The sequence below is a fragment of the Ruegeria sp. S84 genome (assembly GCF_056583445.1).
Map to the genome: position 1 here is coordinate 1,398,146 of NZ_CM152618.1, position 21,877 is coordinate 1,420,022.

At 57.8% G+C, this 21,877-nt stretch carries 21 protein-coding genes and 1 tRNA gene; 14 read left to right on the plus strand and 8 right to left on the minus strand.

Annotation, left to right across the window (positions count from 1 at the left end; translation table 11 throughout):
• Positions 1 to 7: 7 nt before the first annotated feature.
• Positions 8 to 1,489: a divergent polysaccharide deacetylase family protein gene (locus AC1DFB_RS07070; protein WP_480893696.1), complete on the minus strand. Its 1,482-nt coding sequence runs from the start codon at positions 1,487 to 1,489 to the stop codon at positions 8 to 10.
• Positions 1,490 to 1,686: 197 nt separating this feature from the next.
• Between AC1DFB_RS07070 and AC1DFB_RS07075 the strand changes: the two genes are divergently transcribed.
• The 6 genes from AC1DFB_RS07075 (at position 1,687) to lexA (ending at position 6,504) form a co-directional block, all read left to right on the plus strand.
• Positions 1,687 to 2,268, plus strand: a complete 582-nt coding sequence (locus AC1DFB_RS07075) for an anthranilate synthase component II (RefSeq protein WP_480922399.1) — start codon at positions 1,687 to 1,689, stop codon at positions 2,266 to 2,268.
• Complete coding sequence (trpD, locus tag AC1DFB_RS07080) at positions 2,265 to 3,284, plus strand: anthranilate phosphoribosyltransferase (RefSeq protein WP_480922400.1); 1,020 nt, start codon at positions 2,265 to 2,267, stop codon at positions 3,282 to 3,284. The genes AC1DFB_RS07075 and trpD overlap by 4 nt, the downstream gene beginning before the upstream one ends.
• Positions 3,281 to 4,093 (plus strand): indole-3-glycerol phosphate synthase TrpC, encoded by an 813-nt coding sequence (trpC, locus tag AC1DFB_RS07085; protein WP_480922401.1) that lies wholly within the window; start codon positions 3,281 to 3,283, stop codon positions 4,091 to 4,093. The genes trpD and trpC overlap by 4 nt, the downstream gene beginning before the upstream one ends.
• A complete protein-coding gene (moaC, locus tag AC1DFB_RS07090; RefSeq protein WP_170405973.1) occupies positions 4,093 to 4,566 on the plus strand; it encodes a cyclic pyranopterin monophosphate synthase MoaC in 474 nt (157 codons plus the stop codon). The genes trpC and moaC overlap by 1 nt, the downstream gene beginning before the upstream one ends.
• Positions 4,563 to 5,735, plus strand: coding sequence for a molybdopterin molybdotransferase MoeA (locus AC1DFB_RS07095; protein ID WP_480922402.1), 1,173 nt, complete (start codon positions 4,563 to 4,565; stop codon positions 5,733 to 5,735). Before moaC ends, AC1DFB_RS07095 begins: the two co-directional genes overlap by 4 nt.
• A 70-nt stretch (positions 5,736 to 5,805) precedes the next feature.
• Entirely contained in the window at positions 5,806 to 6,504 is a 699-nt protein-coding gene (gene lexA, locus AC1DFB_RS07100) for a transcriptional repressor LexA (RefSeq protein ID WP_170392970.1), read from the plus strand.
• Here the strand turns inward: lexA and AC1DFB_RS07105 are convergent.
• Positions 6,498 to 8,525 carry a ComEC/Rec2 family competence protein gene (locus AC1DFB_RS07105; protein ID WP_480922403.1) on the minus strand — a complete coding sequence of 676 codons (2,028 nt, stop codon included), beginning with the start codon at positions 8,523 to 8,525 and terminating at the stop codon, positions 6,498 to 6,500. The two genes, lexA and AC1DFB_RS07105, sit on opposite strands and share 7 nt — an antisense overlap.
• 78 nt (positions 8,526 to 8,603) lie before the next feature.
• On the opposite strand from AC1DFB_RS07105, the gene gltX reads away from it, so the two are divergent.
• From gltX to AC1DFB_RS07120, 3 genes are all read left to right on the plus strand, one after another.
• A complete protein-coding gene (gltX, locus tag AC1DFB_RS07110) occupies positions 8,604 to 10,010 on the plus strand; it encodes a glutamate--tRNA ligase (protein WP_480922404.1) in 1,407 nt (468 codons plus the stop codon).
• A 114-nt stretch (positions 10,011 to 10,124) separates the two neighbouring features.
• Positions 10,125 to 11,420: a citrate synthase gene (gene gltA, locus AC1DFB_RS07115; protein WP_170392967.1), complete on the plus strand. Its 1,296-nt coding sequence runs from the start codon at positions 10,125 to 10,127 to the stop codon at positions 11,418 to 11,420.
• A 171-nt stretch (positions 11,421 to 11,591) separates the two neighbouring features.
• The gene (locus AC1DFB_RS07120) at positions 11,592 to 12,533 is read left to right on the plus strand and encodes an autotransporter outer membrane beta-barrel domain-containing protein (RefSeq protein ID WP_480922405.1); all 942 of its coding nucleotides are present in this window, start codon (positions 11,592 to 11,594) and stop codon (positions 12,531 to 12,533) included.
• Between the two features lie 9 nt (positions 12,534 to 12,542).
• On the opposite strand, the gene AC1DFB_RS07125 is transcribed toward AC1DFB_RS07120, so the two are convergent.
• Positions 12,543 to 13,610, minus strand: a complete 1,068-nt coding sequence (locus AC1DFB_RS07125; protein ID WP_170405992.1) for a PA0069 family radical SAM protein — start codon at positions 13,608 to 13,610, stop codon at positions 12,543 to 12,545.
• Between the two features lie 315 nt (positions 13,611 to 13,925).
• On the opposite strand from AC1DFB_RS07125, the gene AC1DFB_RS07130 reads away from it, so the two are divergent.
• A complete protein-coding gene (locus AC1DFB_RS07130) occupies positions 13,926 to 14,624 on the plus strand; it encodes a corrinoid protein (protein WP_170392964.1) in 699 nt (232 codons plus the stop codon).
• Positions 14,625 to 14,725: 101 nt separating this feature from the next.
• A complete protein-coding gene (locus tag AC1DFB_RS07135) occupies positions 14,726 to 15,391 on the plus strand; it encodes a DUF1638 domain-containing protein (RefSeq protein ID WP_480922406.1) in 666 nt (221 codons plus the stop codon).
• A 3-nt stretch (positions 15,392 to 15,394) separates the two neighbouring features.
• Here AC1DFB_RS07135 and AC1DFB_RS07140 read toward each other — a convergent pair whose 3' ends face one another.
• Positions 15,395 to 15,805: a SufE family protein gene (locus AC1DFB_RS07140; protein WP_170392962.1), complete on the minus strand. Its 411-nt coding sequence runs from the start codon at positions 15,803 to 15,805 to the stop codon at positions 15,395 to 15,397.
• Between the two features lie 177 nt (positions 15,806 to 15,982).
• On the opposite strand from AC1DFB_RS07140, the gene AC1DFB_RS07145 reads away from it, so the two are divergent.
• Entirely contained in the window at positions 15,983 to 16,471 is a 489-nt protein-coding gene (locus AC1DFB_RS07145) for a hypothetical protein (RefSeq protein WP_480561439.1), read from the plus strand.
• Here AC1DFB_RS07145 and rnd read toward each other — a convergent pair.
• The 3 genes from rnd to purM all read right to left on the minus strand — a co-directional run bounded on the left by rnd (position 16,468) and on the right by purM (position 19,375).
• Positions 16,468 to 17,625 (minus strand): ribonuclease D, encoded by a 1,158-nt coding sequence (gene rnd / locus AC1DFB_RS07150; RefSeq protein ID WP_480922407.1) that lies wholly within the window; start codon positions 17,623 to 17,625, stop codon positions 16,468 to 16,470. The two genes, AC1DFB_RS07145 and rnd, sit on opposite strands and share 4 nt — an antisense overlap.
• Before the next feature lie 110 nt (positions 17,626 to 17,735).
• A complete protein-coding gene (gene purN / locus AC1DFB_RS07155) occupies positions 17,736 to 18,332 on the minus strand; it encodes a phosphoribosylglycinamide formyltransferase (RefSeq protein WP_170817811.1) in 597 nt (198 codons plus the stop codon).
• Entirely contained in the window at positions 18,329 to 19,375 is a 1,047-nt protein-coding gene (purM, locus tag AC1DFB_RS07160; RefSeq protein ID WP_480922408.1) for a phosphoribosylformylglycinamidine cyclo-ligase, read from the minus strand. Before purM ends, purN begins: the two co-directional genes overlap by 4 nt.
• Positions 19,376 to 19,482: 107 nt before the next feature.
• Between purM and AC1DFB_RS07165 the strand changes: the two genes are divergently transcribed.
• Positions 19,483 to 19,559 (plus strand) — tRNA-Ile (locus AC1DFB_RS07165).
• A gap of 2 nt (positions 19,560 to 19,561) precedes the next feature.
• Here AC1DFB_RS07165 and AC1DFB_RS07170 read toward each other — a convergent pair.
• Positions 19,562 to 20,881 carry an ATP-binding protein gene (locus AC1DFB_RS07170; protein WP_170406010.1) on the minus strand — a complete coding sequence of 440 codons (1,320 nt, stop codon included), beginning with the start codon at positions 20,879 to 20,881 and terminating at the stop codon, positions 19,562 to 19,564.
• A gap of 44 nt (positions 20,882 to 20,925) precedes the next feature.
• Between AC1DFB_RS07170 and AC1DFB_RS07175 the strand changes: the two genes are divergently transcribed.
• The gene (locus tag AC1DFB_RS07175; RefSeq protein ID WP_480922409.1) at positions 20,926 to 21,840 is read left to right on the plus strand and encodes an MBL fold metallo-hydrolase; all 915 of its coding nucleotides are present in this window, start codon (positions 20,926 to 20,928) and stop codon (positions 21,838 to 21,840) included.
• The last annotated feature ends 37 nt before the right edge of the window (positions 21,841 to 21,877 follow it).

The following is a 21,877-nucleotide window of genomic DNA, read 5'->3' on the forward strand; positions in this document are numbered from 1 at the left end:
GCTGCCGTCACCCGTCCGTCAGCGATCCGGCAACGCCCTGCTGGACTTCTTTCATCATCACGGCAGAAATTGGGGCCATCGCCACGCGGCTGCCGCGATCCTCAAGCCCCCACAGCAACAGGGCCGAGATCGTCTCGGGACGCAGACGACCCAGCATCACCACGGCACCTTCCTGTCCGGCGCGGAAGGCTGCCTGATCCAGAAAACGCCGCATGATCTTGGGGTCCTGTTTGGCACCATCGAAATCGCGGAACACTACGCTGGATGGAATGCCGTTGCGCGCTGCAAGCTTTTGCGCAGTGTTTAGACCATTGTCCTGCGTCACCAGCCCGCGCCCGGTATCTCCGGCAATCGCCGCAACCTGATCAGCCAGCTTTCGGTTGCCCTGAATGCCGCTTCCGACACCTTCCAGAATGCCAACGGTTTGAGGCAATTGATCCAACCACACTGACAACGACACCTCAGCGTCTTGAGCACTGGCGGCTTCGTGCATGTCAACCAAGGCCAATACTTCAAATCCAGCCTCGCGATGACGGGCCATTTTTTCCGCTGCATTCGGGTCAGACGGGCTGACGGCAAAACTTAGCGGGTATGGGAAATCCTGCAACGCCTCGGCCCCAAAAGCCCCTTCATCATCGATCAGAATGATCGACATCAATGGCTTGGATTCTGGGTTTTCGAAGGTGGCAGCATGTGCTTCGATGGGCTTGGCCGCCACTTCTGGAGTAATCACGGCTTGTTCGACGGGCGGGTCATCCCTCTCGGTTAGGGGCACGACACGCTTGCCGATCAACGAACCGGAACCTGTGGCTCCCTCTCCGCCAATTTGCGGCAGGGTCAATACGCGCGGCTGACGTACAGGGCGGGTATCTTCTTCACCCTCAACCGCGATTGGATTTTCATCAGGCACGGGTTCCGCTTCCTGAGCCTCTGGAGCTGCATCCGGCACATCCGCGATCTCAGGCTGCAAGGCAGCGACCTGAGGGGCCTCCTTGGGCGTTTCTTCCGCAACCTGCGGTTCCGGGGCTTCCTCGGGCGCAGGCGCTGCTGGAGCGTCCGCGAGCGCTGCCGGTTCGACTTCCTGTTGTGGCGAGGTCGGTTCGGCAAGTGGATTTGGCGGTGCCGCGGGCGCTTCGGTTTGAACGGTCACGTCAGAAGATGAGATCGCTGCGGGTGCCTCGGCTACGGTCGGTGCTCCACCCGCCTCAGGACGGGCACCGGGCTCAAGCTCGATACCTGCCAAGCCATCCAGCGAATCTGATGATAGATCGGGGGTTTCAGGGCCGGATGGTGGCAACTGAACCAGATCGGCATCGGCATTGCTTTCTTCAACTTTCGCAGCCTCCAGGGGCTGCGGAGTATCAGCCACTTCGGGCGCGGTTGCCGTCACATCTGGTTTACGTGACAAAGGAGTTGTCAGCGAAAGAACCGCGCCCAGTGCCAATACCGAGACCGCCCCGGCGATCACTCCACCGTAAAATCCGCTCATCGAAATCTCGCCTCTCGCGTTGTTTCGTGCCTCATCCACCCAGACGCCATCTTCCGCGGCGCTCACCCGCACGGTGTCAAGTTGGGTATGTCCTCTTGACGCTGCCGCACAAGCCTGAGCATGTATGTCCCGACATTATACCGCGCTCAGGGACTGCATCGCCAGCCCGAAATGCCCATAGGAAGATAAGTGCCCAAATGCTGCTGCTGATCGACAACTATGACTCGTTTACCTACAACCTCGTTCATTATCTGGGTGAGCTCGGGGCCGAGATGGTCGTGCGCCGGAATGACGCGCTGGATGTACAGGAAGCAATGGCGATGAACCCGGCTGGTATTCTGCTCAGCCCCGGCCCTTGTGATCCCGATCAGGCGGGCATCTGTCTGGCCCTGACCGAAGCCGCGGCCGAGACGCAAACACCGCTGATGGGGGTCTGTCTGGGGCATCAAACCATCGGTCAGGCATTTGGCGGCAAGGTTGTGCGCTGTCATGAGATCGTGCACGGGAAAATGGGCACGATGAAACACACCGGCAAAGGTGTATTCGCTGGCCTGCCCTCGCCCTTCGAGGCCACCCGGTATCATTCGCTTGTCGTAGAACGCGAAAACCTGCCCGATTGCCTTGAGATCACGGCCGAGCTTGAGGATGGCACGATTATGGGTCTGCAGCACAGAGAACTGCCGATCCACGGCGTCCAGTTTCACCCGGAATCCATCGCGTCCGAGCATGGTCACGCCCTGCTCAAGAACTTCCTGAACGAAATGAAAGTCCCCGCATGAGCGACGCTCTGAAACCGCTGATCGGTGCTGCGGCCGATCGACCTTTGACCCGTGCCGAGGCTGAACAGGCCTTTGGCATCCTCTTTGATGGGGCCGCCACGCCCAGCCAGATCGGCGGGTTGTTAATGGCAATGCGTACGCGCGGCGAGACGGTCGAGGAATACGCCGCCGCCGCTGCCGTAATGCGCGCGAAATGCAATGCAGTGAAAGCTCCCGCTGGCGCGATGGACATCGTTGGCACGGGGGGCGACGGCAAAGGAACACTCAATATCTCGACAGCCACGGCTTTTGTGACGGCGGGCGCCGGTGTCACCGTTGCAAAACACGGTAATCGGAATCTGAGCTCGAAATCCGGCGCAGCAGATGCTCTTGGGCAGCTAGGTATTAACGTAATGGTCGGCCCGGAAGTCGTTGAAAAAGCGCTGAAAGAGGTCGGCATCGGCTTTATGATGGCCCCAATGCACCACCCGGCGATCGCCCATGTCATGCCTTCGCGGCAAGAACTGGGTACGCGCACGATTTTCAACATTCTGGGCCCCCTGACCAACCCCGCCGGGGTGAAGCGCCAACTGACCGGTGCGTTCAGCCGCGACCTGATCCGCCCGATGGCCGAAACTTTGGGCTTGCTTGGGGCGGAACATGCCTGGTTGGTCCACGGCTCAGACGGTACGGATGAGCTTACGATCACAGGGATCAGCTGGGTCGCATCGGTTGAGGACGGCGTTGTCAAAGAGGTCGAGCTTCACCCCGAAGACGCGGGCCTTCCGGTGCATCCGTTCGAAGATATCATCGGCGGCACCCCCGAAGAGAACGCGGTTGCCTTCCGCGCCTTGCTGGATGGGGCACCTTCAGCCTACCGCGACGCGGTGTTGCTAAACTCGGCAGCGGCGCTGGTCGTTGCAGATGCGGCAAGCGATCTGCGCGAGGGCGTTGCGATGGCCACAGAAAGCATTGATAGCGGCAAGGCCCGTAAAAAGATCACCGCGCTGGCGCGCATTACACAGGAAGCCGCATGACCGAGACCGTTCTGGACAAAATCAAAGCGTATAAGCTGGAAGAGATCGCTGCGGATAAGGCGCATAAGCCTCTGGAAACACTAGAATCTGAGGCACGGAACGCACCCGAGGTACGCGGTTTTGCCGAAGCCCTGCATTCGGCTATGCGCAAGGGGTACGGATTGATCGCCGAGGTCAAAAAGGCCAGCCCGTCCAAAGGTCTGATCCGCGCTGATTTCGATCCGCCCGCGCTTGCCAGAGCTTATGAAGAGGGCGGCGCGGCTTGCCTGTCGGTTCTGACGGACACGCCTAGCTTTCAGGGTGACAAGTCCTTTCTGACCGAAGCGCGCGCGGCCTGTTCGTTGCCAGCATTGCGGAAGGACTTCATGTACGACCCCTATCAGGTGGTCGAAGCGCGTGCATTGGGTGCTGATTGCATCCTGATCATCATGGCATCGGTCAGCGATGCACAGGCCGCCGAGCTTGAGCAAACCGCGTTTGACTGGGGCATGGATGTTCTGATCGAAGTCCATGACGCCGATGAACTTGCGCGCGCATCGCAGCTGAAAAGCCCGCTGATCGGGATAAACAACCGCAATCTCAAGACGTTCGAGACGACTCTTGATACAACTCGCCATCTGTCAAAGCTGGTTCCAGCGGATCGCACGATCGTCTGCGAGAGCGGCCTGAGCACTCCGGCGGACCTCGCCGATATCGCCCGCTACGGTGCGCGCTGTTTCCTTATTGGTGAAAGCCTGATGCGTCAGGATGATGTAGCTTCGGCAACTCGAGCATTGCTCGCCAACCCGCTCATTCCCGGAGTGATGTGATGCCGCTGACCCATTTTGATGCCAAAGGTGAGGCCCACATGGTGGACGTGTCCGACAAGGCTGTCACCGACCGGGTTGCGGTTGCATCTGGATACATCAAGATGGCGAAGGAAACCTTTGATATCATTTCAGAAGGACGCGCTAAGAAAGGCGATGTTCTTGGTGTTGCCAGACTTGCGGGCATAATGGGCGCCAAGAAAACGCCTGACCTGATACCTCTGTGTCATCCGCTACCCGTGACCAAAGTCGCCATTGAACTGAGCTTAGACCCGGACCTTCCCGGCGTTCAGATTGAAGCGACTGTAAAGACTTCCGGCCAGACCGGCGTAGAGATGGAAGCGCTGACAGCAGTCTCGACAGCCGCACTGACGGTTTACGATATGGCGAAGGCCGTGGACAAATCGATGGAGATCGGCGGCATTCGTGTTCTACTGAAAGACGGCGGAAAATCAGGGCGTTACGAGGCATCATGATCTCGGTTGAAGAAGCGCGGGCTCTGCTGTTCGATCTGGTCTCACCGCTGCCCGCAGAAACGGTTGCCCTTGCCGAGGCTGCCGGTCGTATCCTGGCAGAAAACGTTGCAGCAACGCGTGATCAGCCGCCCTTTGCTGCGTCATCGATGGATGGGTACGCCGTCAAGGCGGCCGAAGTCGAACTGCATGCAATGTTCAAAGTGGTTGGCGAAGCAGCGGCCGGACGTCGCTTTGCTGGAAGCGTCGGACCCGGCCAAGCTGTGCGGATATTCACTGGTGCGCCTGTGCCGGATGGTGCAGATTTCGTCGTCATACAGGAAGATGTCGACCGACGCGGTGATCTGATCACCATAACCGACGCCCCCGGTGAAAAGGCCAATATCCGCCCTGCGGGGATCGATTTCAGCATCGGTACGCAGATCACGGCCCCACGCCAGCTCAGACCCGAAGATGTCGCATTAATGGCGGCGATGAACATCGCTTCGGTCCCTGTGAACCGCAAACCCGTGGTTGCACTAATCTCAACCGGTGACGAACTGGTGATGCCCGGAGAAACACCCGGCCCCGATCAGATCATCGCCTCAAATACCTTTGGTCTTAAGGCGTTACTGGAAAACGCTGGCGCACAAGTTCGTGTACTTCCTATCGCACAAGATACTTTAGCCTCACTAGAAACAGCTTTTGGCTTGGCGCAAGGCGCTGACCTCGTGGTGACCATCGGAGGAGCGTCGGTTGGCGAATACGACCTGGTTGCGGATGTCTCGGAAGGTCTTGGGCTGAAGCAATCGTTCTACAAGATTCGCATGCGACCGGGTAAACCTCTGATGGCCGGGCAGCTTGGGGGTGCTACAATGGTCGGTCTACCCGGAAACCCGGTCAGTGCCATGGTGTGCGGTTACCTGTTCCTCATCCCAATGGTGCGCCGCATGTTGGGGATTGAACAGGCCCTACAGCCATTCCAACGCGCCCGCCTTTCTGCCCCGCTCGGAAAAAATGGCCCGCGTGAGCATTATATGCGGGCGGTGTTGGACAACGGCGGCATCCGCGCCTGTGATGATCAAGACAGCTCGCTGCTTAGTGTTTTGGCGCAAGCCAATGCACTATTGGTACGCCAACCCCACGATCCCGCGCGCGAGGCCGGGGATGAGGTCCTTTACCTGCCGATCTAGCAAATCCGTTGACACAAAACGTGAACATGCGTAGAACAAAAGAAAACGCATGAGCGACGAGGTATGAGCAATGCTGACCAAGAAGCAATTGGATTTGCTGGAATTCATCCACAAACGCGTGCAAGCGGACGGTGTTCCGCCCAGTTTTGATGAGATGAAGGCCGCGTTGGATCTACGGTCAAAATCCGGGATTCATCGACTGATCACCGCGCTTGAAGAACGTGGCTTTATCCGCCGCCTTGCCCATCGGGCTCGTGCCATCGAAATTGTCAAGCTGCCAGAAAGCCTTGGGGGAGAGCCCACGGCAGGTTTCAAACCGCGTGTGATTGAAGGCGATCGCCCTGAAGGTCCACGCCCCGCGAACTTTGAACCCGTCACAGTTGATGCGATGGAATTGCCTGTTATGGGCCGGATTGCTGCCGGTGTACCGATCGAAGCGATCAGCCATGTTTCGCACCGCGTTGCGGTACCGGGCTCGATGGTTTCGGGCCGTGGTGAACATTATGCGCTTGAGGTTCGTGGCGACTCGATGATCGACGCCGGTATCAACGATGGCGATGTCGTGGTGATCCGCGAAACAACGGCCGCTGACAACGGTGACATCGTGGTGGCATTGGTGGAAGATCAGGAAGCCACGCTGAAACGGTTTTTCCGCCGAGGTCAGGCCATTGCGCTGGAAGCGGCGAATCCGGCCTATGAGACCCGCGTGCTGCCAGAGGACAAGGTGAAAGTTCAGGGCCGCCTGGTAGGCTTGATCCGAAGCTACTGAGGCAGCTTGGGGGACCATAGGCGGCGGCCTGAGATATCAGAACTCGCGAACAAACGCCCCTTGGATAACGCAAGACTGCCTGTCTTCCGCAGAAATTCCGTATCGTAAACGCTGCATTCACCGGTCAAAGTCAACGACACCGGGGCGACAATGATCTGATCTTTCCTGCATTCCTGAAAGGCGCTCGCAGCCCGCTTGCCAGTCAAGTGGACAAGCTCTTTGTCTCCCAGAAGAAAACGTTGAATTCCCGCTGATGCCTCTGGCCATCGCAAAGCGGCCTTTGGTTGATCTGCCCCGTCCCCGTCATTTTCCAGCCACACCGACGCGACAAATCCGCTACCTTTCGGTTTGCTCAGCGCGCGCCCGTGTTCAGTCATCACTCCGACCAGCCCGCCGGTATCGGCGATCAGCACGTCTGGGCGGCTTCCCTGACCCCACAGCGCTATCGCCAATGCTGCGGGGGCGATGCCGAGCCACCGTGCGCGCCCTTGCCACAGCATTAGCCACAGAAGAGACAGAGCCAGAGCAGGCAATACGAAATAGTCTGGGCTTACTACGTACCCGCGCGCGCGCTCCAGTCCCGCGACCCAATTGGCAACGGTAAGGATCCATCTCAGCCCAAGACCCATTACGTGCAATGCAATCGCTTCAAGCCCAAAAGGTGCAAGAAGGGCGGCGACCACCGCACTTGGAACGACCAGCGTTCCCATGACGGGCACGGAGACGAGATTTGCCAACAACCCATAGTGCGAAATAGCGTTAAAATGCGCCGCCCCGATCGGAGCTGTCGCGATCCCCGCGATCGCCGAGGATGTCAACAAGGCCAGCACAGGCCGCAGCCACTTTGGGCCTGGCATTGGGCCATAGTCCCGCAATGCGCCGAACCCTGCGACCAAGGCGGTTGTAGCAGCAAAAGACATCTGAAATCCGGGGCTCAATAGAGTTTCCGGGCGCAAGGTAAGAACAATCAGCGCAGCCATGGCCACCGCCCGCAATGAAATCGCGCGCCGGTCCAACAATACGGCCCCCAGCATAACGCAGACCATCACAAAGGCGCGCTCAGTCGCGACGTTCCCACCAGACAGAAGCAGGTAGATTGTCGACGCGAATAACGCGCAGAGCGCGGCCACCTTGCGTACGGGCATGCGAAGCGCGATGACAGGTACCATTGAGAACCCCATGCGGCACGCCACAAAAACGAAACCGGTCAACAAACCCATGTGAAGGCCCGAAATCGCCAGAAGATGAGCCAGGTTGGACGCGCGCAACGCCTCTAACGAGGCCTGCCCCATCCCGCTGCGATCACCGGTAGTTACGGCGGCGGCAAAGCCCCCGACTTCGCCCGGCAGGATCGTGCGCACCCGATCCGAGATCTCCATGCGCCAGGCCGTGATACGCACTCCGTCCAAACCATCTTGCGCCGCAGCCGACGTCAGGACCGGAACCCGAGTGTATCCAACAGCGCCGAGTTGCTGGAACCAGGCGTGGCGGCGAAAATCAAAACCTCCGGGTTCAACTGGCCCTTGCGGCGGCGAAAGATGTGCTGTGGTCATAATCCGCTGACCCGGGGACAGCGCAACTGACTCCCCGTGAATAGACAGCCGGATGCGCCGGGGTCTTTGATCAGCAGGAACGTCCCCGATCCGCACCTGATCCAATGTCACCCTCAGCGCATCCGACGCAGAGCGGTCCAGCGCTACGACCCTCCCCTCGACTGGGCCATAGTAACGCCATTGCAGGACCGGCTCCGCAACCATATGTGCCCGCGTCCCGGCCAGAGCGAACCCCATCGCGATCAGGGCCAACCCGGTGGCCAGGGGTGACCACGCGGTACCCATCCAACGGGTGGAGGCAAGTGCCAGACAGGCAAGCACCAGAACGCCGACATAGAGCTCAACCTCGGGTTCGAACCTGAGGCTGAAATACCAGCCAATCCCGACCGACATGCAAATCGGAGACCACGGAAACAGGTGTCCCCGCTGGGTCAGCAATGCGGTCTCGACCCGCGTCAGAACACGCATGGTTGCCCCCGTCCTTCGGGCTGGGTAGATAGTCGCCAAACTATGCCCGCTAAGGTTACCAAAAGGTTAATCCACACCATGTCCGATCAGGTCGTCACCCGTTTTGCCCCCTCTCCCACCGGATTTCTGCATATCGGTGGCGCCCGCACTGCGCTGTTCAACTGGCTTTATGCGCGGGGCCGCGGCGGCAAATTCCTGCTGCGGATCGAGGATACCGACCGGGAACGTTCCACGCCGGAAGCGACCGCAGCTATTTTGCAGGGCATGAACTGGCTGGGGCTGGATCATGACGGCGAAGTCGTCAGCCAATTCGAAGGCGCCGCCCGGCACGCAGAGGTCGCGCATCAGTTGCTGTCCGAAGGCAAGGCATACAAGTGCTTTTCGACGCAGGAAGAAATCGCTGCGTTCCGCGAACAGGCCCGGGCCGAAGGGAAATCGACCCTGTTCCGCAGCCCATGGCGCGAGGCCGACCCGGCCACCCATCCGGACGCCCCTTACGTGATCCGCATCAAGGCCCCGCAAGACGGTGCCACTGTGATCCGCGATCAGGTGCAGGGCGATGTCACCATTCGCAACGATCAGTTGGATGACATGATCCTGCTGCGTTCGGATGGGACTCCGGTCTATATGCTGGCCGTTGTGGTTGACGATCATGATATGGGCGTGACTCATGTGATCCGGGGCGACGATCACCTCAACAACGCCGCCCGTCAGATGATGATCTACGAGGCGATGGGTTGGGATGTACCAGTCTGGGCGCATATCCCTTTGATCCATGGACCCGATGGGAAAAAGCTCAGCAAACGTCACGGTGCGTTGGGGGCGCAAGAATATCAGGCCATGGGATATCCGGCATCCGGAATGCGCAACTATCTGGCTCGGCTGGGCTGGAGCCATGGGGATGATGAGTTCTTTACCGATGCCCAAGCTAAAGAGTGGTTCGATCTGGATGGCATCGGCAAAAGCCCGGCGCGGTTTGATGTGAAGAAGCTTGAAAACCTTTGTGGACAACATATTGCCGTCGGGGAAGATGCCGCGCTGCAGCATGAAATTCAGGGATATCTGAAGTCAGCTGGTTTGCCGCCGCTTTCCGAAACACAATCCAGTGATTTGGTCCGTGCGATGTATTGCCTCAAGGATCGCGCACGCACGTTCCCGGAACTCATTGAAAAAGCTCATTTTGTGCTTACGTCGCGACCTATCCAGCCAGATGAAAAGGCCGCAAAGGCGCTGGCATCTGTATCCGACGGTATACTGAAAGAATTGACGCCGCAGCTGCAAAATGCTAGCTGGTCCCGGAACGAACTGGAGGAGACCCTGAATTCGTTCGCAGAGGCGAATGGGGTTAAGTTCGGCAAATTGGCTGGTCCGCTGCGGGCGGCACTAGCGGGCCGGGCAGTTACACCTTCGGTATTTGACATGATGCTTGTGCTTGGGCGCGATGAAACCCTGGCGCGGCTTTCTGATGCAGCGAACCCGGCCTGATTTCACATAAGGGTAACGCTGCTCCGCTAAGAACGGACTGCGCGACGGAACGCAGTCGTTGCCTGCTTTGTCGGACAGCGATCCGGCATGCGCACGAATGAAGAAGGGACAAACATGACCGAGAGCAAAAAATCAGCCAAACTGACTGTCCACGGCGAAAGCTATGATCTGCCGGTGTTTTCTCCGACCGCTGGGCCCGATGTGATCGATATCCGCAAGCTCTATGGTCAGGCTGGCGTCTTTACTTATGATCCGGGTTTCACGTCCACCGCAAGCTGTGACAGCACCATTACATTCATCGACGGTGACAAGGGCGAGTTGCTGCATCGCGGTTATCCGATCGAACAGATCGCCTCGAAGTCGCATTTCCTCGAACTAAGCTATCTGCTGCTGTATGGCGAGCTGCCTTCGGCGAAGGATCTGGAGAACTTCGAGACCACAATCACCCGCCACACGATGCTGCACGAGCAGATGCAGTATTTCTATCGCGGATTCCGCCGGGATGCGCATCCGATGGCCATCATGGTGGGTGTTGTCGGTGCCATGTCTGCGTTCTATCACGATTCGACCGACATCGCGGACCCGCGTCAGCGTGAAGTAGCTTCGCACCGTTTGATCGCAAAAATGCCGACCATCGCGGCCTGGGCCTACAAATACCATATCGGTCAGCCCTTCGTGTATCCGCGCAACGACCTGGACTATGCGTCAAACTTCTTGCGCATGTGTTTTGCCGTTCCTGCCGAAGATTACGAGGTGAACCCGATTCTGGCACGCGCCATGGATCGTATCTTCATGCTGCAGGCGGATCACGAACAGAACGCCTCGACTTCGACGGTGCGTCTGGCATCTTCTTCGGGTGCAAACCCGTTCGCCTGTATCGCGGCCGGTATCGCCTGTCTCTGGGGTCCGGCCCATGGTGGTGCGAACCAGGCTTGCCTTGAAATGCTGGAAGAGATCGGCAGCGTGGACCGCATCCCCGAGTTTATCGAGCGCGCCAAAGACAAAGATGACCCGTTCCGTCTGATGGGCTTTGGCCACCGCGTCTACAAGAACTTCGATCCACGCGCGAAAGTGATGAAGCAATCGGCAGACGAAGTACTTGACCTGCTGGGCGTAGAAAACAATCCCAAACTACAGGTCGCGAAGGCGCTGGAAAAACAGGCTCTGGAAGATCCGTATTTCATCGAAAAGAAACTGTTCCCGAATGTCGACTTTTATTCGGGCATCGTGATGGAAGCGATGGGTTTCCCAACGTCGATGTTCACGCCAATCTTCGCGTTGTCACGCACCGTCGGCTGGGTCAGCCAGTGGAAAGAAATGATCGCCGATCCACAAAACAAGATCGGACGCCCACGTCAGCTTTATCTGGGCGCGACCAACCGCGATTACGTGGACATCGAAAACCGCTGATCCACACACAATTTCGATGTAAAGACCCCGGTTATCCGGGGTCTTTTTTTCCGTAGCGTTACCAAAATGAGACCGTTCGAAACCAAACGTAAATGACTGTTTCGATGCATCTTTCCGCACTGCCTCAGCCCACCTAATGTTGCCGCGTCCGGCGAATAGTGTTTGGTTCTCATGCGTTTATTTCTCTTGTTCATTATGTCGCTACTTGCGCAATCGGCTTCCGCTCAAAGCGTGCTGGAACGTGCTTTTGAGAAGCAGCAGCAGGAAAACGCCGCCGGGTCGCTGGCAATCTTAGGGCTAGCAGGCATCCCGGACGATTCTGCCAGCGCAATCTCGCTGCAATCAAATACAGACAATCGCGATTACGATTTCAAATCCGCCCAGCTGGGCGGCGGGTTTCGCCTTGCTGAGGGCGTGCCGATCTATCTTGAGGGGTATATAGGCTACGCGCGCTATGACCCCGTTCTGACCTTCAGCGGCACCGGAGATACCACGCGTATTCCGCTGAAATGGACCAGCCTCGCCCTGACCGGCGGTGTCGGCTATCAGTTCGACATCGGCGAGTATTGGAAAATGACCCCGATGGCCCATATCTCGGTCGGACGTACGCAATCCGACGCATCTGTCGGTGCGCAAGCCATCGCCAACCGCCTGGGGCTTGATCGAGACTTTCTCGAAAGCGGCGGCATCTGGGCTGGTGGCGCAGGCGGATCGATGACGGTCTCGTACGAAAAAGCTCTGTCCAACGATCGGGAATTCGAGGCGAGCCTGCGCTATACCCATATCGAATACTGGCCTATCGGAGACAACGAGGACTTGTTGGTTGAATCAACTGCCGCAAATGCAGTTCTGTGGTCACGCTACCGCTTTCCAACTGGAAAACGCATGTTCGGTCGCCCGGTCCGCTGGGTGGGCGATCTGTCCCTGTCCTATCTGATCGGGGATCAGTCACTTGTATTGGGCACCGACTGGCTAGCCCGCGTAGGTGGCGGGATCGAGGTTGATCTGTCCGACACATGGGTGCCTTGGGTATCAACGACACGGTTTATGGTCCGTTATTACGGCAGCGATACCGTCAACGGATTCTCGGCCGGTATTGGCATTAGTTTCTGAACCAAGGCTTCAAAACAAAGCCAGTTGATCACCGGGCTGGGGTGGAGGTGCAAACGCCGCACAGTTCAGAGGCGGCATGTCTGTCGACAGCCCGAGACGTTTGACTGCGGCCTTGAACCGTTGCGCAATCATCTCGGCATAGGTCCCTTCGCCCCGCATGCGGTGGCCCCATCGGGGATCATATTCCCTACCCCCATGCATTTCGCGCAGCCGCGCCATCACCTTCTCTGCTCTGCCTGGCTGATGTTCACTCAGCCATTCGCGCCAAAGCCCGGATACTTCACGCGGTAGCCGCAGCATGATCCAGCTCGCGGAATCTGCGCCGGCCTGCTTTCCGGCCTCCAGCAGATTTTCCAGCTCATGATCGGTTAATCCGGGCACGATTGGAGACGTCATAACGCGCACAGGCACGCCAGCCTCGGTCAGGTTGCGGATCATTCCGAGCCTGCGCTGTGGTGAAGGCGCCCGGGGTTCCATCCGCCGGGAAAGATCCCGGTCCAATGTGGTCAGCGAAATGCCAACCCGGACAAGACCATTGCTGGCCATCGGTGCCAGAATATCAAGATCACGCTCGATCAGAGTCCCCTTGGTCACAATACCGACCGGATGTTGAAAATCTCTCAGAACCTTTAGACAGCTTCTTGTTATCTTGCGGTTTTTTTCGATGGGTTGATAGGGATCGGTGTTGGTGCCCAGTGCAATCGTGGCCACCTTGTAAGAACGTGCCGAGAGTTCGCGACGCAATAGCTCAGCCGCATTGGGTCGTGCAACAAGGCGGGTTTCGAAATCCAAACCCGGAGACAGCCCCAGATACGCATGCGTTGGCCGAGCAAAGCAATACACGCATCCATGCTCGCAGCCCCGATATGGGTTTATGGATCGGTCAAAAGGTAGGTCCGGCGACTTGTTATAGGTGATCAGATTGCGCGCCATTTCTTCCCGAACTTCGGTCCGCAACGGGGGCAGTTCGTCTGGCAAATCCCAGCCATCTTCGGTCAACTCGGTTGTAAACCTCTCGAATCGACCTGCTTCGTTTGAGGTTGCTCCGCGCCCAGGGCTTTTGATGGCAGCAGTCATTTGTTCGCCTTTTGTTCCTATCACTAGATGTAATTAAAACCAGTTTCACTGGCAAGATTCATGTTTCGATTCCCAAAAATCATCAGATGCTCGAAACCGGCGACGCATTAGACTGCGGGTGAATTTACCGTGGCTAATGAAACCAATGCAGGATGATCTTGCAAAATTCGATGTCGCTGAGTGCGAATATTCGGCCTATAGGTCGGTCTCAGAACGACCTAGGTCGCAATCGTCACAGTACACCTGCGACGAAATGGCCAAAACGGAGAAAATGCCACCACGGGCCGCAGGCCCGCACAGCTCAGGGAAATACCCATGTCTGATGAAGAAGACATCGTCCTGTCCGAACTGAATGACGACGAACTCGTCGAACAGATGTTCGATGACCTTTATGACGGCCTGAAGGAAGAGATCGAAGAAGGTGTGAACATCCTGCTCGAGCGCGGATGGCAACCCTATGACATCCTAACCAAAGCGCTGGTTGGCGGCATGACAATTGTCGGCCATGACTTCCGCGACGGCATCCTGTTCGTGCCTGAGGTTCTGCTCGCGGCCAACGCCATGAAAGGCGGTATGGCGATCCTGAAGCCTCTGCTGGCTGAAACTGGTGCTCCGCGCGTTGGCAAGATGGTGATCGGCACCGTAAAGGGCGACATCCATGACATCGGCAAGAACCTTGTTGCGATGATGATGGAAGGCGCCGGGTTCGAAGTTGTCGATATCGGCATCAACAACCCGGTCGAGAACTACCTCGAAGCGCTGGAAAACGAACAGCCCGACATTCTGGGCATGTCCGCTCTGCTGACGACGACGATGCCTTATATGAAGGTCGTAATCGACACGTTGGTCGAACAAGGCCTGCGTGATGAGTACACCGTTCTGGTTGGCGGTGCTCCGCTGAACGAAGAGTTCGGCAAGGCGATCGGCGCTGACGGCTATTGCCGCGACGCAGCCGTGGCGGTGGAAATGGCAAAGGACTTTATGTCGCGCAAGCACAACCAACTAGCCGGCTAAGGCGCGAGATCATATCGTGAGACAGGCCGTCCTTTTTGGGGCGGCCTTTTTTGTCCGAACCTCGGGCACATATATTGCTAAAGACCAGCCAGAGAGATCAGATGACCGACTCACAGATCCCAGACGATGACAGCCTGACCCGTCAGGGCTATGTCGCACCGCACAGCACCGAGTCAATTCTTCTGATCGCATGCGGCGCACTGGCGCGCGAGATTTTGGACTTGAAAGAACGGAACGGCTGGGATCACATGGCCCTGACTTGCCTGCCCGCCATTTTACATGTGCACCCGGAAAAGATTACACAGGCGGTCGAGGATGCGGTTGCCAAGCATCGGGACTCCTACGATCGCATCTACGTTGTCTATGCTGATTGCGGAACCGGTGGGTTGCTACAAGCAGCGTGCGAGCGACTGGGGGTCGAGATGATCCAAGGGCCCCATTGCTATTCCTTCTTCGAGGGCAATTTGGCCTTTGCCGCGCATGGAGACGATGAAACCACCGCTTTTTATCTGACAGATTTCCTTGCGCGGCAGTTTGATGCGTTTGTCTGGAAACCGCTGGGTCTAGACCGGCATCCTGAATTGCGAGAGATGTATTTCGGCAATTACACCAAGCTCGTCTATCAAGCACAAACTGATGATCCCAACCTCACTCGCCGCGCGCAGGAGTGTGCCGAACGGATGGGGCTGGAATTCGAACGTCGGCAAACCGGCTATGGCGATTTGGAAACCACGCTTGCTGACTGGGCAGCACGCAAATCCACCTAAAAGTCAGGCGCTGGCCAATGCCACTTCGCGAATACGTTCTATCATAGCGCGTAACCCGTTCGAACGTTGGGCAGACAAATGATCCTGCAACCCCAGACGCGCGAGTTCTCCACCGGCATCAACACTGGGCACCTCGGCCACCGGCAAGCCGTTATACAGGCTACGCAGAACCGCAATCAGGCCCCGAACAATCAGGGCATCGCTGTCACCGTCAAATCGGAATTGACCGCCCTCAATGGTTGGATGCAGCCAGACCTGACTGGCGCAACCATTCACCTTGGTCGCAGGGACTTTGAATGCATCATCCAGAGGCTCCATCGCTTTGCCCTGCTCGATCACATGGCGATAGCGGTCTTCCCAGTCCTCCAGGAACTCGAAATCCTCGACTATCTCTTCGAAGGCTGGCGTTGCCATATCGGGTCCGTCCTTGCGTTACGCGTTCACAATTGTGAACTATGCTCAGCGCTACCGACTGTCCAGTCCCCAGCGTGGCTTTTCAAACGATCGAATTTGCGTTAACCCGATGCAGGTAAAGTTGCACAAAGTACTGGGTCCATGCACAAAACTCTGCCTGTTCTGATGATCTCCACAATGGCTCTGTCCGCTTGTAGCAACTGGAGCAACTCAAGCGCGAATCCATCGAACTGGTTTGGCAGCAGCACACCCAGCCCATCCGAAGTATCAGCCGATGACGCTAATGCCTTGGTTCCCGAAAATGCCGACAAAAAAGGCCTGTTCGAGCGTCCGGACGCCGAGGATAATAGCGTTCCAATCGCCGTGATCAACGAATTGCGGATCGACCCAACCTCGACGGGTGCAATCATCTATGCGGCTGGCACAGCCATTCGACAGGGTGCGTTCAACGCGCAGCTCGCGCGCGTAAGATCTGAAGAACTCAGCAAAAATGGCGTTATGGAATTCACCTTCCGCGTGGATTACCCGGACTACGCCACTGCGCAGGGCACCGAACGGTCGCGGATGGTTTCAGAGGCCGTCAATGTAAGCCGGAAAGAACTGGAAGGTATTCGTTTAGTTCGGGTCAAAGGCCAGCAGAACGCGTTGGAATCCCGTCGCCGTTAAAGCGAGACAACCTGCACGGCCTGTCCCTTGGCGGCCAAAGCAATCTTGCCTTCGCAAAGCTTCAGCGCGTCCTCGCCAAAAACCTCGAACCGCCAACCAGACATGGCGGGAACTTCTCGTTCTCCTGCAGCGATCTGATCCAATTCCGCGCTGGAGGCGATCAATTTTGCGGCAACGCCTGCGCTTTCGGTCTTTGATTTCAAAAGAACGCGCAGCAAATCTGCAAGTGCAGGGTTGACCTTCAGCTTGTCGCGGCTGTTGTCAATTTTCGGCAATCGGTCTTGCGGGCAACCTACGCCCCGTTTTACCGCCTCCAGAATGCCTTCTGCGATCGCCCCTTTGCGCGCTTCGCGCAGCAACAAGCGCGATCCGCCCAGATCAGAGGGCGTCTTGGGCTTGGTCGAGGCCATCTCGATCAACGCATCGTCTTTGAACACACGGCTTCGTGGCACATTGTTCTCTTGCGCATAGGCCTCGCGGAACTGCGCCAGCTCTCGAACCACGGCCAGAAACTTGGCAGAGTTGGTCCGCGTTTTGACCCGCCGCCACGCCTCTTCCGGGCGAATGTCATATGTCGCGGGTCGGGTCAGTATGCGAAGCTCTTCTGCGACCCAGTGATCCCGGCGCGACTTCTTAAGTTCTGCAGCCAGATGCTCATAGATTTTCCGAAGATGGGTTACATCTGCCAATGCGTATGTTTTCTGCGCTTCCGTCAGAGGGCGCCGTGACCAGTCGGTGAAGCGAGAAGTTTTATCGACCCCTTCCTTGCAAATCTTCCGGACCAGAGTCTCATAGCCAACCTGTTCACCAAAACCACAGACCATCGCAGCGACCTGAGTATCAAACAACGGAGTCGGAAAGACTCCCGCGTCGACCCAAAAAATTTCAAGATCCTGCCGCGCGGCGTGGAAAACCTTAACCACGCTTTCGTCGTTGAACAGCTGGTACAAAGGCTCCAGCGACATGCCGTCAGTCAATGGATCAACCAGAACGGCGCTGTCTTCATCTTCCGATGGCACTGCAAGCTGCACCAGACAGAGTTTCGAATAATAGGTCCGTTCGCGCAGAAATTCGGTATCTACAGTGACATAAGGATATTGTGCAGCAGCCGAGCAGAATGCGGCCAGCTCTTGCGTCGTCGTCAGGGTTTTCATGCGCGGTGCTGTTCTTGCTTTTGGTTATTGTGACTGCCCGTGCCGTCCTCGTCCCGAGCGATATGCGACCATAAGACGAATAACCTTTGCGTGTAAATCACCCCGCCGCGTTAGGGCAGAAGAACTGGGTCTTTGTTGCCCATACAATAACGGCGAAGCACGGCAGGGTAGAGTTTGTGCTCCCAGGTCAACACGCGGGCGGCGAGCTCCTCAGGCGTGTCCCCTACCCGTACACCCACGCGCGCCTGACCCAGAATCGGTCCGTCATCCAACGCGGCAGTAACTTCGTGAACGGTGCAGCCATGTTCGGCGTCGCCTGCTTCAATGGCGCGGGCATGGGTATTCAAACCCTTGTACTTAGGCAAAAGCGATGGGTGGATGTTCAGCATCCGGCCCTGGAAACGCGATACAAATTCACCCGTCAATACACGCATGAAACCGGCCAGACAGACAACATCCGGCTGGGCTGCCATAAGCGGTTTAAGCAGTTCTGCCTCAAACGCAGCGCGATCTTTGCCAAAGGGCTTGTGGTCGACGGCTGCGGTCGGAATTCCGCGCTGTGCAGCTTTCTTCAGCCCTCCGGCATTTGCATCGTTCGACAATACCAGACATGGCCGACCGGGATGATCGCCATTCATGCTGTCGACCAGCGACAGCATGTTCGATCCGCCCCCGGAGATCAGGATCGCGACGCGCTTGTGGCTCACAGCAGTTTGCCTGAATAGGCAACACCCGGCGCTGCGGTGACCGTTCCGATGCGCGCAACGGATTCGCCTGCCTCTGCAAGCAGTGTTGTAAGATCATCCGCCTGATCTGCAGCGCAGACAACAATCATGCCGATGCCGCAGTTGAAGGTCTTCAACATCTCGGATTCGGCGATCCCACCGGTCTCGGCCATCCATTTGAACACAGGCGGCAAGTCCCAAGCATTCAAATCAATCTCGGCCCCGAGCCCTTCGGGCAATACTCGTGGCAGATTTTCGGTGAGGCCTCCACCGGTTATATGGGCAATCGCGTGAACGCCGCCGGCCCGGATCGCTTGCAGCGCTGGTTTCACATAAAGCCGCGTGGGGGTCAGCAGAGCCTCACCCAATGTTCCGCCACCGAAAGGCGACTCTTCCTCCCAGCCCAGCCCGGACATTTCAACCAGTTTGCGCACCAGCGAATAGCCGTTGGAATGCACCCCGTTCGAAGCCAGCCCCAGCAGGACATCACCCTGTTCAACGCCCTCGGGCAATGCGGCCCCGCGTTCCATGGCACCAACCGAGAAACCGGCCAGATCGAAATCGCCGTCAGGGTACATACCCGGCATCTCGGCGGTTTCACCACCAATCAGGGCGCAGCCAGATTGGACACACCCCTCGGCAATTCCTTCGATAATCCGCGCGGCAGTATCGGTGTCCAGCTTACCGGTGGCAAAATAATCCAGGAAAAACAGCGGCTCAGCACCTTGGCAGATCAGATCATTGACGCACATCGCCACCAGATCGATTCCCACGCCATCGACAACGCCGGTATCGATTGCGATCCGCAGCTTGGTGCCCACACCATCGGTTGCGCCCACCAGAACCGGGTCTTGATAGCCAGCCGCTTTCAGGTCGAACAGAGCGCCAAAACCGCCTAGCCCGCTCATCACGCCCGAACGGTTGGTGCGCTTGGCCGCAGGCTTGATCCGATCGACCAGAGCGTTGCCTGCATCGATATCTACACCTGCGTCGGCATAGGTGATTCCGTTCTTGCCCGCTGTCATGGCCAATCCCTCATGAGTGCTTTGCGCGCGGGTTATTCGATTGTGGGCCATGTTGCAACGGTCAGGCTTGACGCGGCCAGTGATCGTGATACCCAAGGCGGCACGGTGGGCCTGTAGCTCAATTGGTTAGAGCAGAGCGCTCATAACGCTTTGGTTGGGGGTTCGAGTCCCTCCGGGCCTACCAAATCACCGTCCAATCACGATATCCGCGCTTAATCCGCCCAGCCTTTCGCTGCTGCCCAGTCGCAGAATACCACCATGTACGCGGGCGATATCGGCAACAATGGCAAGGCCCAAACCCACGCCGGTGCCCTGATTCTGGTTTCGCGCCGGATCAAGTCGCGTGAAGGGTTTGACGGCCTCGGTGCGTTGTTCGATCGGGATACCGGGGCCGTCATCTTCTACCCGAATGCGTAGTGACTTTGGCGTCATCGAAAGGCTGACCTCGGCGCGTGAACCATAGCGATTCGCGTTTCCAATCAGATTCTCTACTGCCCTGCGCATGGCCGATGGGCGCAGCATTGTCGTTCCACGCCCCTCGACCGAGATTAGTTCAACGTGCTGGCCCGCGCGCTGTGCATCGTCAACGATTTGGCTCAGCCAATTTTCGGGTTCAATCTCTTCGGGTGCGCTCTCTGCAGCGCCACGCGAGAAGTCCAAGAATGCATCCAGCAGCGATTGCATCTCGTCCACGTCTTGCAACAACGGTGCGGCCTCGTCCTCGGGCAACATAGCTAATCCAAGTTTCAGACGCGTCAGAGGTGTGCGCAGATCGTGGCTGACCCCCGACAACATGAGCGTGCGCTGCTCAATCTGCCGCTCGATTCGGGCGCGCATGTCAACGAAGGCATTGCCCGCAGCGCGTACCTCGATTGCACCACCGGGTGAATAAGGCACGACCCGCCCGCGACCAAAGGCCTGCGCCGCGTCCGCAAGGCGCGTGATCGGGCGCAACTGATTGCGCATGTAGAGAAACGAGATCGTTGTCATCAGAGCCGCAAAGAACACCATCGTCACAATCAGCTGATGCGGTGCAGTCGGCGACAGGCGTCGGCGATCAAACTCTAGCTCAAGCATGCCCAGATTGGTTGCCAGAAAAAGACTCACTTCCTGTCCATTTGGCAGAGCCACATACTGGGTTTCAGGCAACAAGCTGCGCATTTCCGCATCCACCTGCGGGGCAATGAAATCGTACCATCGACGCGGACTGTTTTTCGGCTCTTCATTCGGCGGCAGAAAGCGGGCGGTCATGTTCAAGACCGACAAGTCCTGCCGCGCAGCTGCCAATGCCTGCTGCTGGGTTTCCGCACCCTCCATCACGTCCAGCACCAGTGTCACCTCGCGCGCCGCCGTGCGGGTCATCTGGGCGGTCACTTCTTCAAGATGTTTTTGCAAAAAGGCAATCGCCACCACCAAAAGCACGACAATGACCGGCAGTACCAGAATGAGTGCGGCACGCGCATATAGGCTACGCGGCATATAGGGTTTGAGCCATTGGGTCGACATGCGCTAAACCTAGCGGGCTGCTCGGGCAAGAGGAAGAGGTCAGAATGCAAGCCCCCGACGATTTCAACCCTCTCCCTGGACAGGTTGCCGTGCTCACCCCGGGGCTAAGGCGCATTCTTGCGCCCAATCCCTCGCCAATGACTTATCGTGGTACGAATACCTACCTTCTGGGCGATGAGGACATTGCTGTCATCGACCCTGGGCCATTGAGTGATGCCCATTTGCAAGCCATTGTTGATGCGCTGGAACCCGGGCAGCGGATCAGCCACATATTTGTTACGCACACCCATCTGGATCACTCGCCTTTGGCCGCCCCGCTCGCATCCCGCGCCGGCGCTCCGATTCTGGCTTTTGGTGGTCCGCAAGCTGGACGCAGCGAAGTCATGACCGAGCTGGCCCAGAACGGGCTTGCCGGAGGTAGTGAGGGAATCGATGCCGATTTCCGCCCTGATATCGAGCTTGAAGACGGTGAACGCGTCGCGGCAGAAGGCTGGCAACTCGAAGTGATCCACACACCCGGCCATCTGGGCAACCATATCGCGTTGGCCTGGGGGGATGTCTGCTTTACGGCTGATCACGTCATGGGCTGGGCCAGCTCTCTGGTCTCGCCCCCGGACGGAGACCTGACGGATTTCATGGCGGCCTGTCGCCGCCTGCGTGCGCGCGAGTGGTCGGTTTTTCATCCGGGCCATGGTGCCCCTATCACGAATCCTGCCAAGCGCCTGGATTGGCTGATAGACCACCGATTGCAGCGGGAATCACAGATACTCGACGCCCTGGAAAATGGCCCAGAAACGGCCCAACAGCTTGCCCAGCGAATCTATATCGAAACCCCCGCCGCGCTGCTTCCCGCGGCCGAGCGTAATGTCTTCGCCCATCTGGTTGATCTGACCGGCAGATCCCGTGTAGCGCCCTTGGGGGATCTGTCAGTTGCGTCTCGTTTCAAGCGCATCGCGTGAATCGGAAAAAATTGACGGCCCGTGCGCTTCCCCTCTG

Coding starts and splice junctions, on each gene's coding strand:
- AC1DFB_RS07070 (WP_480893696.1), bottom strand. CDS start 1,489: ATGAGCGGATTTTACGGTGGAGTGATCGCCGGGGCGGTCTCGGTATTG.
- AC1DFB_RS07135 (WP_480922406.1), top strand. CDS start 14,726: ATGACCGACTCACAGATCCCAGACGATGACAGCCTGACCCGTCAGGGC.
- gltX (WP_480922404.1), top strand. CDS start 8,604: ATGTCCGATCAGGTCGTCACCCGTTTTGCCCCCTCTCCCACCGGATTT.
- AC1DFB_RS07130 (WP_170392964.1), top strand. CDS start 13,926: ATGTCTGATGAAGAAGACATCGTCCTGTCCGAACTGAATGACGACGAA.
- AC1DFB_RS07145 (WP_480561439.1), top strand. CDS start 15,983: ATGGCTCTGTCCGCTTGTAGCAACTGGAGCAACTCAAGCGCGAATCCA.
- trpC (WP_480922401.1), top strand. CDS start 3,281: ATGACCGAGACCGTTCTGGACAAAATCAAAGCGTATAAGCTGGAAGAG.
- purM (WP_480922408.1), bottom strand. CDS start 19,375: ATGACAGCGGGCAAGAACGGAATCACCTATGCCGACGCAGGTGTAGAT.
- AC1DFB_RS07075 (WP_480922399.1), top strand. CDS start 1,687: ATGCTGCTGCTGATCGACAACTATGACTCGTTTACCTACAACCTCGTT.
- AC1DFB_RS07120 (WP_480922405.1), top strand. CDS start 11,592: ATGCGTTTATTTCTCTTGTTCATTATGTCGCTACTTGCGCAATCGGCT.
- AC1DFB_RS07170 (WP_170406010.1), bottom strand. CDS start 20,881: ATGTCGACCCAATGGCTCAAACCCTATATGCCGCGTAGCCTATATGCG.
- AC1DFB_RS07105 (WP_480922403.1), bottom strand. CDS start 8,525: ATGCGTGTTCTGACGCGGGTCGAGACCGCATTGCTGACCCAGCGGGGA.
- AC1DFB_RS07175 (WP_480922409.1), top strand. CDS start 20,926: ATGCAAGCCCCCGACGATTTCAACCCTCTCCCTGGACAGGTTGCCGTG.
- gltA (WP_170392967.1), top strand. CDS start 10,125: ATGACCGAGAGCAAAAAATCAGCCAAACTGACTGTCCACGGCGAAAGC.
- moaC (WP_170405973.1), top strand. CDS start 4,093: ATGCCGCTGACCCATTTTGATGCCAAAGGTGAGGCCCACATGGTGGAC.
- lexA (WP_170392970.1), top strand. CDS start 5,806: ATGCTGACCAAGAAGCAATTGGATTTGCTGGAATTCATCCACAAACGC.
- trpD (WP_480922400.1), top strand. CDS start 2,265: ATGAGCGACGCTCTGAAACCGCTGATCGGTGCTGCGGCCGATCGACCT.
- AC1DFB_RS07095 (WP_480922402.1), top strand. CDS start 4,563: ATGATCTCGGTTGAAGAAGCGCGGGCTCTGCTGTTCGATCTGGTCTCA.
- rnd (WP_480922407.1), bottom strand. CDS start 17,625: ATGAAAACCCTGACGACGACGCAAGAGCTGGCCGCATTCTGCTCGGCT.
- AC1DFB_RS07140 (WP_170392962.1), bottom strand. CDS start 15,805: ATGGCAACGCCAGCCTTCGAAGAGATAGTCGAGGATTTCGAGTTCCTG.
- AC1DFB_RS07125 (WP_170405992.1), bottom strand. CDS start 13,610: ATGACTGCTGCCATCAAAAGCCCTGGGCGCGGAGCAACCTCAAACGAA.